This is a genomic window from Indibacter alkaliphilus LW1, assembly GCF_000295935.2.
GTDB classification, from domain to species: Bacteria; Bacteroidota; Bacteroidia; order Cytophagales; family Cyclobacteriaceae; genus Indibacter; species Indibacter alkaliphilus.
The window spans coordinates 117,069-130,856 of sequence record NZ_ALWO02000052.1; the positions used below are offsets into that span (position 1 = coordinate 117,069).

17 protein-coding genes are annotated in these 13,788 nt (G+C 38.2%); 8 read left to right on the top strand and 9 right to left on the bottom strand.

The genetic code is table 11. The features are described from left to right. Nucleotide 1 precedes the first annotated feature (1 nt). The 3 genes from A33Q_RS18850 to A33Q_RS18855 all read right to left on the bottom strand — a co-directional run bounded on the left by A33Q_RS18850 (nucleotide 2) and on the right by A33Q_RS18855 (nucleotide 3,268). Nucleotides 2–1,141, bottom strand: coding sequence for a 5-(carboxyamino)imidazole ribonucleotide synthase (locus A33Q_RS18850; RefSeq protein ID WP_009033119.1), 1,140 nt, complete (start codon nucleotides 1,139–1,141; stop codon nucleotides 2–4). A 143-nt stretch (nucleotides 1,142–1,284) separates the two neighbouring features. After that, nucleotides 1,285–1,437, bottom strand: a complete 153-nt coding sequence (locus tag A33Q_RS22025) for a lmo0937 family membrane protein (protein ID WP_152527436.1) — start codon at nucleotides 1,435–1,437, stop codon at nucleotides 1,285–1,287. A 70-nt stretch (nucleotides 1,438–1,507) separates the two neighbouring features. Beyond that, the gene (locus A33Q_RS18855) at nucleotides 1,508–3,268 is read right to left on the bottom strand and encodes a MutS-related protein (protein WP_009033118.1); all 1,761 of its coding nucleotides are present in this window, start codon (nucleotides 3,266–3,268) and stop codon (nucleotides 1,508–1,510) included. A gap of 187 nt (nucleotides 3,269–3,455) precedes the next feature. Here A33Q_RS18855 and A33Q_RS18860 point away from each other — a divergent pair, with 187 nt between their 5' ends. From A33Q_RS18860 to A33Q_RS18865, 3 genes are all read left to right on the top strand, one after another. Next, complete coding sequence (locus tag A33Q_RS18860) at nucleotides 3,456–3,899, top strand: hypothetical protein (RefSeq protein WP_009033117.1); 444 nt, start codon at nucleotides 3,456–3,458, stop codon at nucleotides 3,897–3,899. A gap of 12 nt (nucleotides 3,900–3,911) precedes the next feature. Then, nucleotides 3,912–4,064, top strand: a complete 153-nt coding sequence (locus A33Q_RS22315) for a hypothetical protein (RefSeq protein WP_009033116.1) — start codon at nucleotides 3,912–3,914, stop codon at nucleotides 4,062–4,064. Nucleotides 4,065–4,136: 72 nt separating this feature from the next. Further along, nucleotides 4,137–4,976, top strand: coding sequence for a hypothetical protein (locus A33Q_RS18865; RefSeq protein ID WP_009033115.1), 840 nt, complete (start codon nucleotides 4,137–4,139; stop codon nucleotides 4,974–4,976). 54 nt (nucleotides 4,977–5,030) lie between these two features. Here the strand turns inward: A33Q_RS18865 and A33Q_RS18870 are convergent, their stop codons facing one another. The 3 genes from A33Q_RS18870 to A33Q_RS18880 are packed head-to-tail and all read right to left on the bottom strand — an operon-like array spanning nucleotide 5,031 to nucleotide 7,705. Next, on the bottom strand, nucleotides 5,031–5,873 hold the full coding sequence (locus A33Q_RS18870; protein WP_009033114.1) for a mechanosensitive ion channel family protein: 843 nt from the start codon (nucleotides 5,871–5,873) through the stop codon (nucleotides 5,031–5,033). Between the two features lie 45 nt (nucleotides 5,874–5,918). Next, a complete protein-coding gene (locus A33Q_RS18875; protein ID WP_009033113.1) occupies nucleotides 5,919–6,629 on the bottom strand; it encodes a methyltransferase domain-containing protein in 711 nt (236 codons plus the stop codon). Continuing rightward, nucleotides 6,629–7,705, bottom strand: a complete 1,077-nt coding sequence (locus A33Q_RS18880; protein ID WP_009033112.1) for a type III polyketide synthase — start codon at nucleotides 7,703–7,705, stop codon at nucleotides 6,629–6,631. The genes A33Q_RS18875 and A33Q_RS18880 overlap by 1 nt, the downstream gene beginning before the upstream one ends. Nucleotides 7,706–7,791: 86 nt before the next feature. Between A33Q_RS18880 and A33Q_RS18885 the strand changes: the two genes are divergently transcribed. Further along, nucleotides 7,792–8,682, top strand: a complete 891-nt coding sequence (locus A33Q_RS18885) for a UbiA family prenyltransferase (RefSeq protein ID WP_009033111.1) — start codon at nucleotides 7,792–7,794, stop codon at nucleotides 8,680–8,682. Between the two features lie 209 nt (nucleotides 8,683–8,891). Here the strand turns inward: A33Q_RS18885 and A33Q_RS18890 are convergent, their stop codons facing one another. After that, complete coding sequence (locus A33Q_RS18890; RefSeq protein ID WP_009033110.1) at nucleotides 8,892–10,034, bottom strand: NAD(P)/FAD-dependent oxidoreductase; 1,143 nt, start codon at nucleotides 10,032–10,034, stop codon at nucleotides 8,892–8,894. Nucleotides 10,035–10,251: 217 nt separating this feature from the next. Here A33Q_RS18890 and A33Q_RS18895 point away from each other — a divergent pair, with 217 nt between their 5' ends. Then, nucleotides 10,252–10,671 carry a Fur family transcriptional regulator gene (locus A33Q_RS18895; RefSeq protein ID WP_009033109.1) on the top strand — a complete coding sequence of 140 codons (420 nt, stop codon included), beginning with the start codon at nucleotides 10,252–10,254 and terminating at the stop codon, nucleotides 10,669–10,671. Here the strand turns inward: A33Q_RS18895 and A33Q_RS18900 are convergent. Continuing rightward, nucleotides 10,668–10,898 carry a hypothetical protein gene (locus tag A33Q_RS18900; protein ID WP_009033108.1) on the bottom strand — a complete coding sequence of 77 codons (231 nt, stop codon included), beginning with the start codon at nucleotides 10,896–10,898 and terminating at the stop codon, nucleotides 10,668–10,670. The genes A33Q_RS18895 and A33Q_RS18900 overlap by 4 nt on opposite strands. A 167-nt stretch (nucleotides 10,899–11,065) precedes the next feature. Between A33Q_RS18900 and A33Q_RS18905 the strand changes: the two genes are divergently transcribed. Then, nucleotides 11,066–11,539: a YcxB family protein gene (locus tag A33Q_RS18905; protein ID WP_009033107.1), complete on the top strand. Its 474-nt coding sequence runs from the start codon at nucleotides 11,066–11,068 to the stop codon at nucleotides 11,537–11,539. A 48-nt stretch (nucleotides 11,540–11,587) separates the two neighbouring features. On the opposite strand, the gene A33Q_RS18910 is transcribed toward A33Q_RS18905, so the two are convergent. Then, entirely contained in the window at nucleotides 11,588–12,088 is a 501-nt protein-coding gene (locus A33Q_RS18910; RefSeq protein ID WP_009033106.1) for a fasciclin domain-containing protein, read from the bottom strand. Between the two features lie 311 nt (nucleotides 12,089–12,399). On the opposite strand from A33Q_RS18910, the gene rlmH reads away from it, so the two are divergent. Together rlmH and A33Q_RS18920 are read left to right on the top strand one after the other, a co-directional pair. Then, entirely contained in the window at nucleotides 12,400–12,873 is a 474-nt protein-coding gene (gene rlmH, locus A33Q_RS18915; protein ID WP_009033105.1) for a 23S rRNA (pseudouridine(1915)-N(3))-methyltransferase RlmH, read from the top strand. Nucleotides 12,874–12,981: 108 nt separating this feature from the next. Beyond that, nucleotides 12,982–13,788: a hypothetical protein gene (locus A33Q_RS18920; RefSeq protein WP_009033104.1), complete on the top strand. Its 807-nt coding sequence runs from the start codon at nucleotides 12,982–12,984 to the stop codon at nucleotides 13,786–13,788.

A 13,788-nucleotide genomic window follows, 5' to 3' on the forward strand; every position in this document is an offset into this window, starting at 1 on the left:
TTTAAGCTTTTATTTTAATCAATGACTTTATTCGTAAAGCCCTTTCTTTAAGTCTATCTACATTCTCGTCCAAAATGGTTGCATGCCCCATTTTTCTAAATGGCTTGGTGATTTTTTTACCATACATATGTATATATACGCCTTTCTCTTTCATGGCTTCGTCAAGACCTTCCACATAAGCATCCCCATTAAACCCATCTTCACCCAGAAGATTGACCATAGCTGCTGGGGTTCTCAGGCTGCAATCACCCAAGGGCATGCCCATCACAGATCTCAGGTGCTGCTCAAATTGAGAGGTGATGTTTGCTTCAATAGTGTGGTGCCCACTGTTGTGAGGTCTGGGGGCAATTTCATTCACCAAAATTTCACCTTGCTTAGTGACAAACATTTCTACTGCCAAAATGCCTACCATATCAAGTTTTTGGATCACTTCCAAAGCTATTTCCTGTGCTCGCTTCTCCAAAGACTCTGATATCCCAGCTGGAGCAAAAAGAAACTCTACCAAGTTAGCTGTGGGATGAAAGGCACAGGCCACTGCTGGAAATGCTTTTAAGTCTCCTTTGTTATTTTTGGATACAATCACAGCAATTTCTTGGTCGAAATCTATCAGTTTTTCCAGAAGCCCGGGAGCATCAAATGCTTTTTCGAGCTCATCTTCAGTCCTCAATAGCTGTACTCCCCGCCCATCATAGCCCTCTTTTCCCAACTTATTGACAGCAGGAAGAAAATCCTTTTGGGCAAATACCTCTTCTTTGTTTTCAGTAAGAATAAAATCAGCCGTTGGAATACCCTGTTCTTTGTAAAATGCTTTTTGGGTTCTTTTATCCTGGATCAACTTGATGATATGTGGCTGTGGATAGACTTCCTTGCCCTCTTGAGCCAGTTTTTCCAATGCTTCGGTATTGACATTTTCAATTTCAATGGTCAAGACATCACAGTTTTTGCCGAAGTTGTAAACAGTTTCGAAGTCTGTCAGACTTCCTTGAGTGAAAGCTTGGCAAATGGATTTGCAGGGTGCGTTTGCATCGGGGTCCAAAATATGGATATCAATATTGTAGGAGATGGCAGATTGGATCACCATCCGGCCCAATTGGCCGCCACCCAGTATTCCTAAAGTTTTTTGCTGGTAATTTTCTTGCACAGGGGATTGAATTGATTGCCCAAAAATAAAAGAAAAATACAGCTTTAAGAAAAAGACTTTGATTAATCGAAAATATGTTCACAATCCTTCAAAACAAAAAAACCCGCAAATGCGGGCTTATTTATCAAGGTTAATTTTAAATGCTATACTGTTCTACCACCGATTAGTCTGAGGAGTATAGAAATGATTGCCAATACTAAAAGTATATGAATCAATCCACCGACACTGTACACAAAGAATCCAAATACCCACCCTATTATCAATATGATGGCAATTAAATAAAGCAAAGAGCTCATAGCAGATTTATTTAAGTTAAATAATTGATTACGAGATCATTTGAAACAAGCACTGTGCCAAAACTTTCTTTCAAGTAAACCGGATTCCCATCAACTCCATAAGTTTGTGCGCATTAAAGCTAGGACATGGGCCTGCTTTCAGGGTGTAGTCAAAGTGGATTTCGCGGTCAGCTATTTCACTGTGGAAGCTGAAGTTTTTCAGGTAGTCCAAATCCTGCTCTAAAGTACTCAGTTCGATATCGTGGGTTGATATTATACCTTTCGCTTCTGCTGTTGCCAATTGTTTGATCAGGGCCTCACTGCCTTGGATCCGATCTGTTGTATTGGTTCCTTTTAATATTTCATCCATTAGAAAAAACACCTTCTGACCGTTTTCGGCGGCCTCCAAAACCTGGCGGATTCTTGCAAGCTCCGCATAAAAAGAACTTACACTTTCCCCAAGGTTGTCAGAATTCCGCATGCTGGTATAAAGTTGGAAAGGCCCTATTTCCAAACTTTCCGCAAATGGTCTTAGGCCAAGATTTGAAAGAATCATATTAGTCCCGATTGTTCTCATAAAGGTTGTTTTTCCCGACATATTTGCTCCTGTCAACAAAATGGTCTGAATGGATTCGGGCATATGCAATGAGTTGGAAACAGCTTTGGATTGTGGGAGCAGGGGATGATTAAGGGATTTGAATGTTAGGACCTCCTGGTTAGTCCAAGAGATTTCTCCTTTTAGGTTTTCCTGAGAGGCAAAGCTGCCCAGGGAAATTAAGACCTGCCATTCATCAAAAATAGAATCAAGTTGCTGCAGCTGATGCTCATAAGTAGATTTCCATTTCTTGAGTTGCCACAAAAGCACGAAATCCAACCAGAACAACAAATTGAAAATAAGGTACACCAAATTGATCCTGTTCTGAACCAAAAAAGAAACCTGTTCCAGTGTTTTTAAACCTTTTGAAATGTTTTGATCTGGATTTTGAAATAGCAGAGCGGCATTCTTTAAGAATTCATTCTGAAATTTGCTTTTACCGAGCAATTCAGACCAAATCCTATATGTCTTTGTGTCTCCATGGTCAGGGAAAACACTTGAAGCTATGCTTAGAGGCTTGTGGATAAAAGAAAGCAATGTCAAGCCAAGGATGATCCAGATTCCAATATATCCTGCTGGTATAAGCCCTGTAGCAACCCCTAAAATCAAAGCCAAACCAAGGCTTGGTCCTAAGATTAATGGAATGTAAAAGAATGAGCTCCATTTTAAAGGATCTTTCAACCATGAATAAAATTTTTCTTTGGGTTTTTCTTCTTTGATAAAAGCTCTACCTGCGGCTTCAAAGTGTAGGAGAAGGTCAGCATGTGTTTGTAACTCATCTACAGCAGGTCTCCATTCGTTCGCCGATTTAGGGTTAAGATTGGCTTTCAGCTTTTCGGCAAGTAGCTTTTTACCAGAAAAGTTGCAGGAGTGATTGATCAATTGAAAAAGTGAATGTTCGCCAAAAACATCCAAATCAATGGAAAAAGGATGAGATTTTGTTTGGAACTCAAATCCGGTATCAAAGCCTTTAAGGTTTCGAGCTAATCGCAATTGTTTCTCCTTCTCCATGTTCATCAGTTCAAGGAAGAATAATTCCATGTCCTTATAATGGTTGGAACGTATAATAAGATGGACAAACCAACTGAGTTGGGCGAAGAATAAAATCAGTAATGCAGGGTAATCAGTCAAGCCTAAAATTAAGACTGGGATAAGTGTAAAAAACACAAAAAGTCTTATAAAGGTGATTTTCAGTGCCTTACTTTTGGTTTTTGAGAGGGTTTTTTGAAGGTCCTCCAATGGGAAGTCTATAGTCATGGCGTAAAAATAAAAAAAGTTAAATTCTAAAAATTATTTTAATTTATGCAACTATGTTGCATTTAAATTCAGGGAATTTCTTACCTTTGGCTATTATCATTCATGTAGTGTTCTCTTCATTTGAATGATGGTGGTTGACAATAGACTCCGGCATCGCCGGAGTCTTCTTTGCTTAAATACCTTCAAGATGAAAAAATTACTCCCTATCTTATTGTTGTTTTTGATCTCCGGAATGGCTATGATTCCCGTTGAAAAGGACATGTGGGCTTTATTTGGTAAGACCAGGTTTGTAGAAAAGCTCAATAGAGAATATGGCATGTATTTTTTATACCCAAAGTTTCCTGATGAACTCAAAGCCCTTGAAGGGAAAGTAGTAGAAGTAACTGGTTTTTATATTCCTTTAGAAATGAGCACCTCTAATTTTGCTGTAATTTCGAAGTACCCAAATGCGGAATGTTTTTTTTGTGGAGGGGCAGGACCGGAAAGTGTGGTGGTCGGTTACCTGAAAAAGCGACCTGGCAAAAAAGTTAAAATGGATGAGATCGTAACCGTAAAAGGAAAACTTAAACTGAATGACAGCGACTTGGAAGAGCTGAATTTTATCATTCAGGATGCTGAACTTATCTATTAAAATATGAGTCAAATGAAAAAAACAGACGATCAGGAAGAACCTATTGAGGAGCTTGATTTCGAAGATGGCTTTGGAGGTCTGCCTGAAGATTTGGATCTTACCAAAAACATAGGCTGCGGCGGTTCTGTAAGCAAAAATAATTCTGGAAATTCAGATTCCAAATAAATGCAATTGCGCTAAAGCATGTTTATATTTGACTGGTATTTCTTTTTATTATAAGTCAAAATCAGTCTGCTTATGAAGATGTTTGTTAAAACCCCAAGAATATATCTTTTAGTGTTTTTTTCATTGCTTTCATGTGGCGATGATGAACCTACTCCTGACCCAGGACCAAATACAAATACCGCTATTATTGAAGAAGAAGCCCAGATATCTGCGGCATACACCGATATAGACAATATCAGTCTTTTTTCTCTTCAAGAAAATGGTCAAGGGCTCCGTACTCAGCTTGAGTTTACCGGTGACTTATGTCCAAATACTGAAGTGGTACATGATTTTGAGAATATGAGAATAGTGATTGATTTTGGTGAAGGTTGTACCAGCCCCAATGGTATTTTTCGGAGGGGGAAACTGTTAATTGATTATACTGGAAGAATTGTATTTCCTGGAGTAATGATCACAGTAAGCTTCGACAACTATCACATAAATGATATCAGATTAGAAGGAAGCAGGGTTTCTACCAACAGAGGCATAGACCTTCAAAATGGAACTATCACATTTGAAACTGTTATCAATAATGGCAAACTGACCTGGCCAGACGGCAGTGTTTCCACAATAGCCCTAACACAAAACAGGAAGTTCTTTTTGCCCATGGAAGCGGAGGGTATACGTGCCGAAGTTACTGGTTCTGCTTCAGGAAAAAGCAAGCTAGGTGTGGATTTTGATTCTCAAATTTCAGAACCGTTGATATTTTTTCAGACCTGTACAAACACAGGGAACTGGATACCTAGTAAAGGTAAGAGCTTGATCACAGTATCAGGAGCCTTTGTTTTTGAGGTTGATTATGGAGAGGGTGAATGTGATCGGACTATCGAGGTGACCTTGGAAGGACAGACCACAACACTAGACTTGGATTAAGTAGAAAAGGAAATAAAAAAAGGAGCAATTTTGCTCCTTTTTTTATTATTGATGTTATTCTTTTTTTCCTTCTGGATAATAATGATTGACATCTCTTTGAGGGAATGGGATTTCAATTTCATTTGCTTCAAAGGCTTCTTTTAAAGCCTCCATATTGTCCCAGTATACAGGCCATAAGTCACCGGCATCTGCCCAGCACCTGACGCTTAAATCTAATGAGCTGTCACCAAAGCTTGTGAACTTCACCACAGGCTCTGGGTCTGCATGAATTCTTTCGTCTTTTTTCAGAACATCTAAAATAACCTTTCTGGTTTTTTTGAGATCAGTACCATAAGCCACTCCAACAGCCATCTCAACCCTTCTGGTAGGTTTCTGCGATAGGTTGACAATTGAATTGTTGGCCAATGCGCCATTTGGAACGGTTACTACTTTGTTGTCAAAATTTCTCACTTTGGTATAAAGGATATCTATACTTTCCACAGAACCAAGTGTACCCTGGGCTTCAATAGTGTCTCCAACACGGAAGGGCTTGAATACCAAAATCAAAACTCCCCCTGCAAAGTTGGCTAATGAACCTTGTAAAGCCAGACCAACTGCCAAACCTGCGGCACCAAGTATTGCAACAAATGAAGTCATCTGCATTCCAAGGGTGGTGGCGACCGCTATTAAAAGGACTACCCAAAGGATTGCGCTTAGAAAGCTTTTAAAAAATGTCCCCAATGAGGGGTCAATTTCATACTTGTCAAGGCCTTTGCCCAGCTGCCTCAATAAAAACTTGATCAGCCATCTACCTATCAAAAGCAGGACAATGGCTTTGAGGATAATCGGGCCGGCTTCAAATACCATATCAATGGCCTTTTGCTGAATTACCTGAATGGTTTCGTAATTAAAATCCATATGTATTAAAGTTTGGTTTGATATTCAAAATTATAAAAAGCAGCTTTATCTATGCTTTAAAGCCAGCACTTTCCATCGAAAAGCCCATTTCCATGTGATTTCAACATCAGAAAACCCCGCTTTGTTCAAGATTTCTGACCAGTCATTTTTTTTAAAACTCCTCAGAACGGATAGCGGGCCATCGTTTTTCACCATGGAAGACCTGGAAAAATATTTTGTCAATACCCGGATGCTGTAATAAGCCAAGGGGTGACGGTGAAGATCATTAATGACCACTCCAAGCCTGACCTTTTCCTTAAAAGAGGAAAAAAGTTGGATTAGTTCCGCATCAGTGAAATGATGTGTAAAAAGTGTACAGGTGATGATATCAACAGGCTCCTTCAGAAAATCATCCGAGAATACATTTTCCACTCTGAAATTGATGTTTTTATAATCACTCAATTTTTCTTTAGCGATAGCAATAATGTTGGGGTTGGCATCTATCCCGGTAAGTGCCACCGGAATTTCATTTTGGTAAGCCCAGTCTGCAATTACTCTGAGCATATCGCCCCTGCCACACCCTAAGTCAGCAATACTATAATCTTCTTGGGGATTCTTTTTGATTAGTTGATTAATTCCTGAAAGTGTTACTTTATTACCTCCCAACAGCTTATTGATTGTTTTTAACTCACTCAAAGCCTGGACAAGTTCAGGCCCATCAACCTCAAGGTCATCCATGATTTCTTTCTGTGTACTTCTGGAAGTAAATTTTCCCATTATTTTTCAAGTAACAATGTTTCTAAAGTTAATCCTGGCCCAAAGCCCAAAGCAAGTAAGTCTCCTATCTTATTTTTGGACTCAAGCCATCGCTTCAATACAAAAAGGATGGTTGCAGATGACATATTGCCATTGTTTTCCAATACTTCATGAGAAGGGAGGTTTTGAACTTTGGAGATTCCAAAGGCATCTTCTACTTTTTGAAGGATTTGCTTCCCTCCAGGATGTACAGCAAAATTTTCAATATTTGAGATCCCATAGGAGGATTCCAAATGCTCCATGATTTTTTCCAGTCCATTTTGAAGCAGTTCTGGGACATATTTGCTTAGCTTCATTTCAAAGCCAAAATCTCCAATGGACCAGGCCATGTCATTTTCTCCTTCTTTGAATACCCTAGAGTCGTACTTTTTTATTTTTAGACCTTTTCCTTCCTTGCATACAATTGCTGCTGCTGCCCCGTCTCCAAATATCGCATTGGCAAGAAGATTATCTTCATTGTAGGCTTTTTGGAAATGAATGGTGCATAATTCTACAGAAACAATCAATACTTTTGACTCTGGAGCAGCATCACAGATTCTGTCAGCCAAGCGTAAGGCATTGAAAGAGGCATAGCAACCCATAAAATGAATAGCATACCTTTCCAAATCTGGTCTGAGGTTCATTTTGTCAATGATTTCGAGCTCAAGTCCTGGAGCAAACATCCCTGTGCAAGACACCAATATTAGCTGGGTAATTTCATTTGGATAAACCAATGCGCCCTTTAGACATTCACTTATAGCCTCCTGAGCTAAATCAAAAGCCTGATTTCTGAATACGTCCATCCGGTCTTTCGTACTGGGGAAAGGCTCCAGTGCTTTATTTTTTGGGAAGAATCTGAATTCCTGTGGATTGGAAAATCTAAAATCCTCCAGCACACTGTGTCTGCTGGAAATTCCTGAATGTTTATAGACAAAGCGAAGTTTTCGGGATTCAACAGCGTCAAGGCCATGGGCGATTTGCATAAACTCACTGATTCGAAGCTGAGGTATGGCCTCTCCAGGGCTAGCTGTCCCGATACTCACAATATGGTTGTTCATCAACTGAAGTTAAACTATTTTTTTCTAAATTGAATTATGAAGACTAAACATCTAGCATTCGTAAAAGTTAACAACTAAATTGAAATATGTTTACAAGTTCGAGTTGGAAGCACCTGAGAATTCCTTTTTCTTTTTTCTTAATGCCGGTTTTCTTTTTTGCATTGGCATTGACACCTAATCATAATCCTGAGCGGCTTTTGCTTGTTTTCTTTTCACTTCATCTCTTTCTCTATCCTTCAAGCAATGGATACAACAGCTATTTTGATAAAGATGAAAAAAGTATTGGAGGACTCCGTAATCCACCCAAAGTTCAAAAAGGGCTGTATTACCTATCCATAATTTTTTTGGGAATAGCTTTGGGGCTGGGGCTGCAGATCAATTGGCAGTTTGCCAGTATGCTATTTGTTTACGGCCTTATCTCTATGGCATATAGCCACCCAATGATCAGGTTAAAAAAATATGCGTATATCAGCTGGTTGATAGCAGGACTTTTTCAAGGGGCTTTTACCTTTAATATGGCTTATGCAGGTCTCAGTGACTTTGGTTGGGAGGTATTTGGAATGTCACATGTTTGGATTCCGGGTTTATTGACTTCTGTGATGCTGTGGGGATCTTATCCCCTTACTCAAGTATACCAACATGAAGAGGACAGCAAAAGAGGAGATCAAACCCTCAGTCTGAAATTGGGAGTTCAAGGTACTTTTCTTTTTTCTTCAATCTGGTTTTTGCTGACAGGGGTTTTATTCGCATGGTATTTTCTGGGTAGAAATCAGGAAGCTGCCTTTTTTGGGTTTTTAATGGCAATGACACCAGTGATACTGTACTTTTTGACCTGGTTTTATTTTGTTCAAAAGGATCCTGTCAAATACATCAATTATGATTGGGTCATGTGGATGAATAGGATCTCAGGGCTGGCACTCAATATTTTTTTTATTTGGTACTTTCTTGAGAATACACAGATCTTACAGGTGTTTTAAGGAGGGCAGACTTGGGTTGAAAGTTCGTTTCTTCTGAAATATGAATATCCGCAACAAGGCCAATTACCTATTTATAGTGGGTTTTGAATCAATATGATTTTAGTGGATATTGTCTATAAATCAAAGGTTTATACAAATACGAAGACTTGACTGTTAAGAAAGTGGATAATTATGTTCTGAAAATATGGGTTAGACTAATCTTCTAACTTCTAAAGGCTAAAAAGGCTTTTATTGCTGGCTGGAAGTGGTTCTCCGTGGGTCCTTTTCATAATTTGTTTGGCTAGCCAGGTGGAATTTTTTATCATCGAAACAGAGAATTCCGAAAATGTGGAGGACCCAAATAACCATTGAACCTTTCTTCCTACCCAGAGTCTTTGTTTGAAGTGTTGGTTCCAGTTCGTGCTATAGTGGGATTCAATCTGCTTCCTTTCTTTGAAGCGGATTATAGATTCAGCAGCAAGTTTCCCTGAATGGATTGCGATAGCCATGCCGTTTCCGCAGAGTGGCGTAATGAGTCCTGCTGCATCACCTACCATCAGTATATGATGATCTATAATTGGCTTGGGTTGAAAGCTGATTTCGTTGATTACTTCAGGCTTATCAAAGAGAAATCTTGAATTCTCAAAGAGGTTTTCAAGATGTGGGTTTTTGTAAAGGGTGTTTTGTTCCATCTCAGGAATACTCCCGTATTTCTTAAGATGCTTTGCACTTCCGAGATAACAAAGGTTGAATTTATTGTCTTCTATCCGATTGATACCGCAATAGCCCCCTTCGAAATTATGTAGTGCTACAGTCGCTGGATCAAAGTCTGTCTCAATGTGGTATTTGACCCCAATAAATGGGCTTCTTTTTTTCATAAAATCCCTGTCCAAGCTCTTGTCGATTTTAGATCGTTTGCCAAATGCTCCGATCACATGCTTTGAGTATAGCGTTTTTCCATTATTCAAAGTGAGGAAAAAATTCCCTTCCTTTTCATTAAAGAAGATATCCTCGACTTGGGTTTGTAACATGAATTCCGTTCCGGAAGCTTTTGCCTTTTGATATAGAAATTCATCCAGTACATACCTGCTGATACCAAAACCACCCAAGTCCAATGACATTTCAGCAATATTTCCGTGAATTGAACTCAAGAGGAATTTAGAAATTTCAGTTGGCTGGAATTGCTTAGGAAATATTTCTTCCTGGATCAGAAAGTCTTTTACTTCATTAGAAATATATTCACCGCAGACCCTATGAAAGGGATATGTCTTTTTTTCAATCAGTAAAACCTCCCTGCCGGCCTTTGAAAGCAGTCGCGCCGCGATCAAGCCTCCCAGCCCCCCTCCAATGATGATTATTTCCTTTTTTTCCACAATAAATTATTTGGTTTGACACAGACTGCTTTGCTAATTTATGAAAGAAGCTTTGCATTTAAGTTCAGTTATCTAAACCATTACAAGAACCCTTAGTTTTATTTTTACTTAATAAATTGACCATGAAAGAAAAAAGCATCTTTGAAGTCAATCAAACATTGGGTTTCGAATCCCGAAATATTAATTATTTTTACAAATCACAGAAAAGAAATAGCCCATGTCTCCTAATGCTGAAATAATTCTCAAGGAACATAAATTGAGAGTAACCAATTGCAGAAAAGATGTTCTTGAGACCTTTGCGAGAAAACAAAGTGCCATGTCACATGCTGACCTGGAAGAAATACTCCAAAGAGACCATGATAGAGTGACTATCTACCGAACATTAAAGACATTCTTGGAAAGTGATCTTATCCATAAGGTATTGGATGACAGCGGTGCAACAAAATATGCCCTGTGTTCACACACACATGAAAATGGTCATCATCATGATCATGACCACGTTCATTTCAAATGTGAAAAATGTGGAAAAACTAAGTGTATTGAAGAAGCAGTACTCCCTAAAATAACTTTACCAAATGGATTTGTCAATAAAGAAGTGAGTCTTTTAGTTACGGGAGTGTGTGACGAGTGTAACTAAACTTCAAGAGGATCAGAAGGGGTTTTTGCTTTTGGGCCATCGGCAGGCCAAATTACACCTGGAGGAAGATCAATTTTTGGAGGTGTGAAATCTTCGATTCCCCCATCCCCATCGTCATTGTTGTTTCCTCTTCTTGATATTTTGGATTTTGTCATGGTAGCTACAAAGTAAATCAACACCACATAGGCAAAACCGCACAAGACTAAATCTACGACCAAGCTACTCATACTTTTCAATTTTGCTTTAAATTAACACATTTCATTATAGAAGTCAATGTATTAACCTTTTACAATGCATAATGATTATTGATTTGGCGAAAAATTCAGAAGCATTTCGGATTGATTTGTGAAATAGGGCAGATAATAGGATATTTGCGCACTGAAATTTAAAGCAGATGATAGTCAAAACAAAAAAATACCAACTGGACACAGGTACTTATATAAAAATAGGTTTAGGAAATATCTTAAAAGAACAATGGTGGGTGGCTTTAATTGCTATCGCTATTGCATGTGGTTATTTTTGGATAGCTTCTTGGTGGTGGATAAGTATGGCGATATTAGCCTATGTTATTTACTGGCTTTTTTGGGTGATTCAATTTGCCGGAGTGACACAAATGGAGCAGAATAAGGTGATCTTTGAAAAAATGGCCTACGAAATTGATAGCAGGCAGATTTTGATGAAAATAAATACCAAACAGGGTATGCCTGTCAAATGGGAAATGATCAAAAAAGCAGAGGTCAAAAAGGATGCTTTTATTCTGACCATGTCCAAGGCCCAATTTATTCATCTTCCTTTCAGAATTTTCAATTCCGAGAATGAAAAGAAATTTATGGAAACCATCCTTAAGCGTAAAGGATATATTGCATAAAAAAAGCCCTTCAAGTTTCTGAAGGGCTTTTTCTTTTGGTGTTGTAAATTACATTGGAGGAAGAATTACAGTGTCGATCACGTGAACTACGCCATTTGATGCTTCAATATCAGCAGATGATACAGTTGCATTGTTGACCATAGCTTTTCCATCTTTCAATGAAATAGTAACTTCTGCTCCTTGAGCAGTTTTAGCTTTCATGCCATCTTTCAGATCTTTAGAATAGACTTTGCCTGGTACTACGTGATAAGTAAGTACAGCTACCAATTGAGCTTTGTTTTCTGGCTTCAATAGGTTTTCAACTGTACCGGCAGGAAGCTTAGCAAAAGCATCGTTTGTCGGTGCAAATACAGTAAATGGACCATCACCTTTCAAAACATCTACTAAATCCCCAGCTTGAACAGCTGCAACTAAAGTGGAAAGGAAGTCAGTGGCTACAGCCAAATCAACGATGTCATTTTCTTCATAGATCGTTGAATTTTTGTTTGCGGTGAATGCACTGGTTGCGAAAAATGTCACAAGAAGTGCAAAGGCGAATAATTTTCTCATAATTAATAACAGTTTTGGTTAGTAGCTAGATAAGTGGTATTTCTATCCTTTTGTTTATCAAAAAGTTATGAAAAAAAATAAATTAGACTTAAGACAACTTAATAGTGCAGTTGGTATACATTTTAGAGCAATTCAGCTCAATTATAATAAGGCACTTTTTTACTGGCGGTATTTCTTATAATCGATGGACTTTCCGAAAGGAGTACTTTAAGTTTGCCAAAAGCCAGTGGTTTATCCTTAAAATTTGAAATTATCTGCCTAAATACAGTTTCCTTGTTTTTTTGGGTCATTAGAGAACTTATTTTTGTTGTATGCAAATAACATTACTTGCCGTCGGAAAAACGGATCATTCTTCAATTCAATTATTGTCGGAAGAGTACAGTAAGCGACTGGGACATTATGTGAAATTTAATTTTGAGGTGATTCCTGATTTAAAAAACACCAAAAGCTTGGATGAAAAATCGCAAAAAGAAAAAGAAGGTGAATTGATCTTGAAAAAAATCCAACCTTCAGATCAGGTTATTCTTTTGGATGAAGACGGGAAACAGCATAGCTCTGTTGGATTTTCAGAATTACTTCAGAAGAAAATGAACGCTGGTCTGAAGCAACTTATTTTTGTTATAGGTGGCCCTTATGGTTTTTCTGAGGCAGTTTATGAAAGAAGTGATGGAAAAATTTCTTTGTCAAAAATGACTTTTTCACATCAGATGGTAAGGGTGTTTTTTATCGAACAGCTGTATAGAGCATTTACAATCCTAAGAAATGAACCCTATCACCACCATTAAAAGCACACCTTATGTTACCTTAATGTTAACAAAATACATTTTTATTTCCCCAATGTTAATTAATTGTTAACTTTAGGCTATTCTTTGTTGTTTAAATGAAGAGTAGCTATGAAATATTTCTCCAACATCCTGATTTTACTTTGCTTTCTTGCCCAAGTGGTCAAGGGTCAGGAAAATAATGTTGGAAAAGAACTTCAGATTTTTCAGAATGAAGCTGAAAAAGAATTATTGACCAAACATCAGGATAATCCTTTTTTATTGCTTCAATCTTTAAATCCAGGTGAGCAATTGGAATCCAAGGCCTGGAAAAAGCTCCTTAGAAAACTCGACAAAAGACAGGTTAAGTCCCAAAATGATAGCTTGAGGTTTCTTGAAGATATTTTTTTTCTCACTCACAGGCTTTTGCTTGAGCAATATGAAACGCATGCTTACTTTTCCAAAACTCTTGATAAAGGAATATATGACTGTGTGTCCGGATCGGGTGCTTTTGCCCTTCTACTGGACAGGTACAGCTTCAATTACAAGATTATCGAAACTGAAGCACATGTATATATCTTGGGTGGGTTGGGGAATAGTCCTTTTATCATAGAGAGCACTTTTCCCGAAACAGGTTTGATAATTGGTCAGAGCTCTGTTTCTGAATTTGAAAAACAATTCAAAAAAACAGAACCTGCAATGTCCAGCACTCCAAAGTATATGGGTCAGATTGATAGGGATATGAATAGGGGGCTTGGGACAAGTATCGGATTAAGAGAGTTGGCTGGACTACAATATTACAATGATGCCATTAAGAGATTTTTTGAGGAAGATTATATGGGCACTTTTTCACAGCTGCTAAAGGCAGAGTTTCTCTATCCGTCTCCCAGAATTGAAGGTTTTAAACAAAAGATAGAGGCATTATTGACACTGGAATAA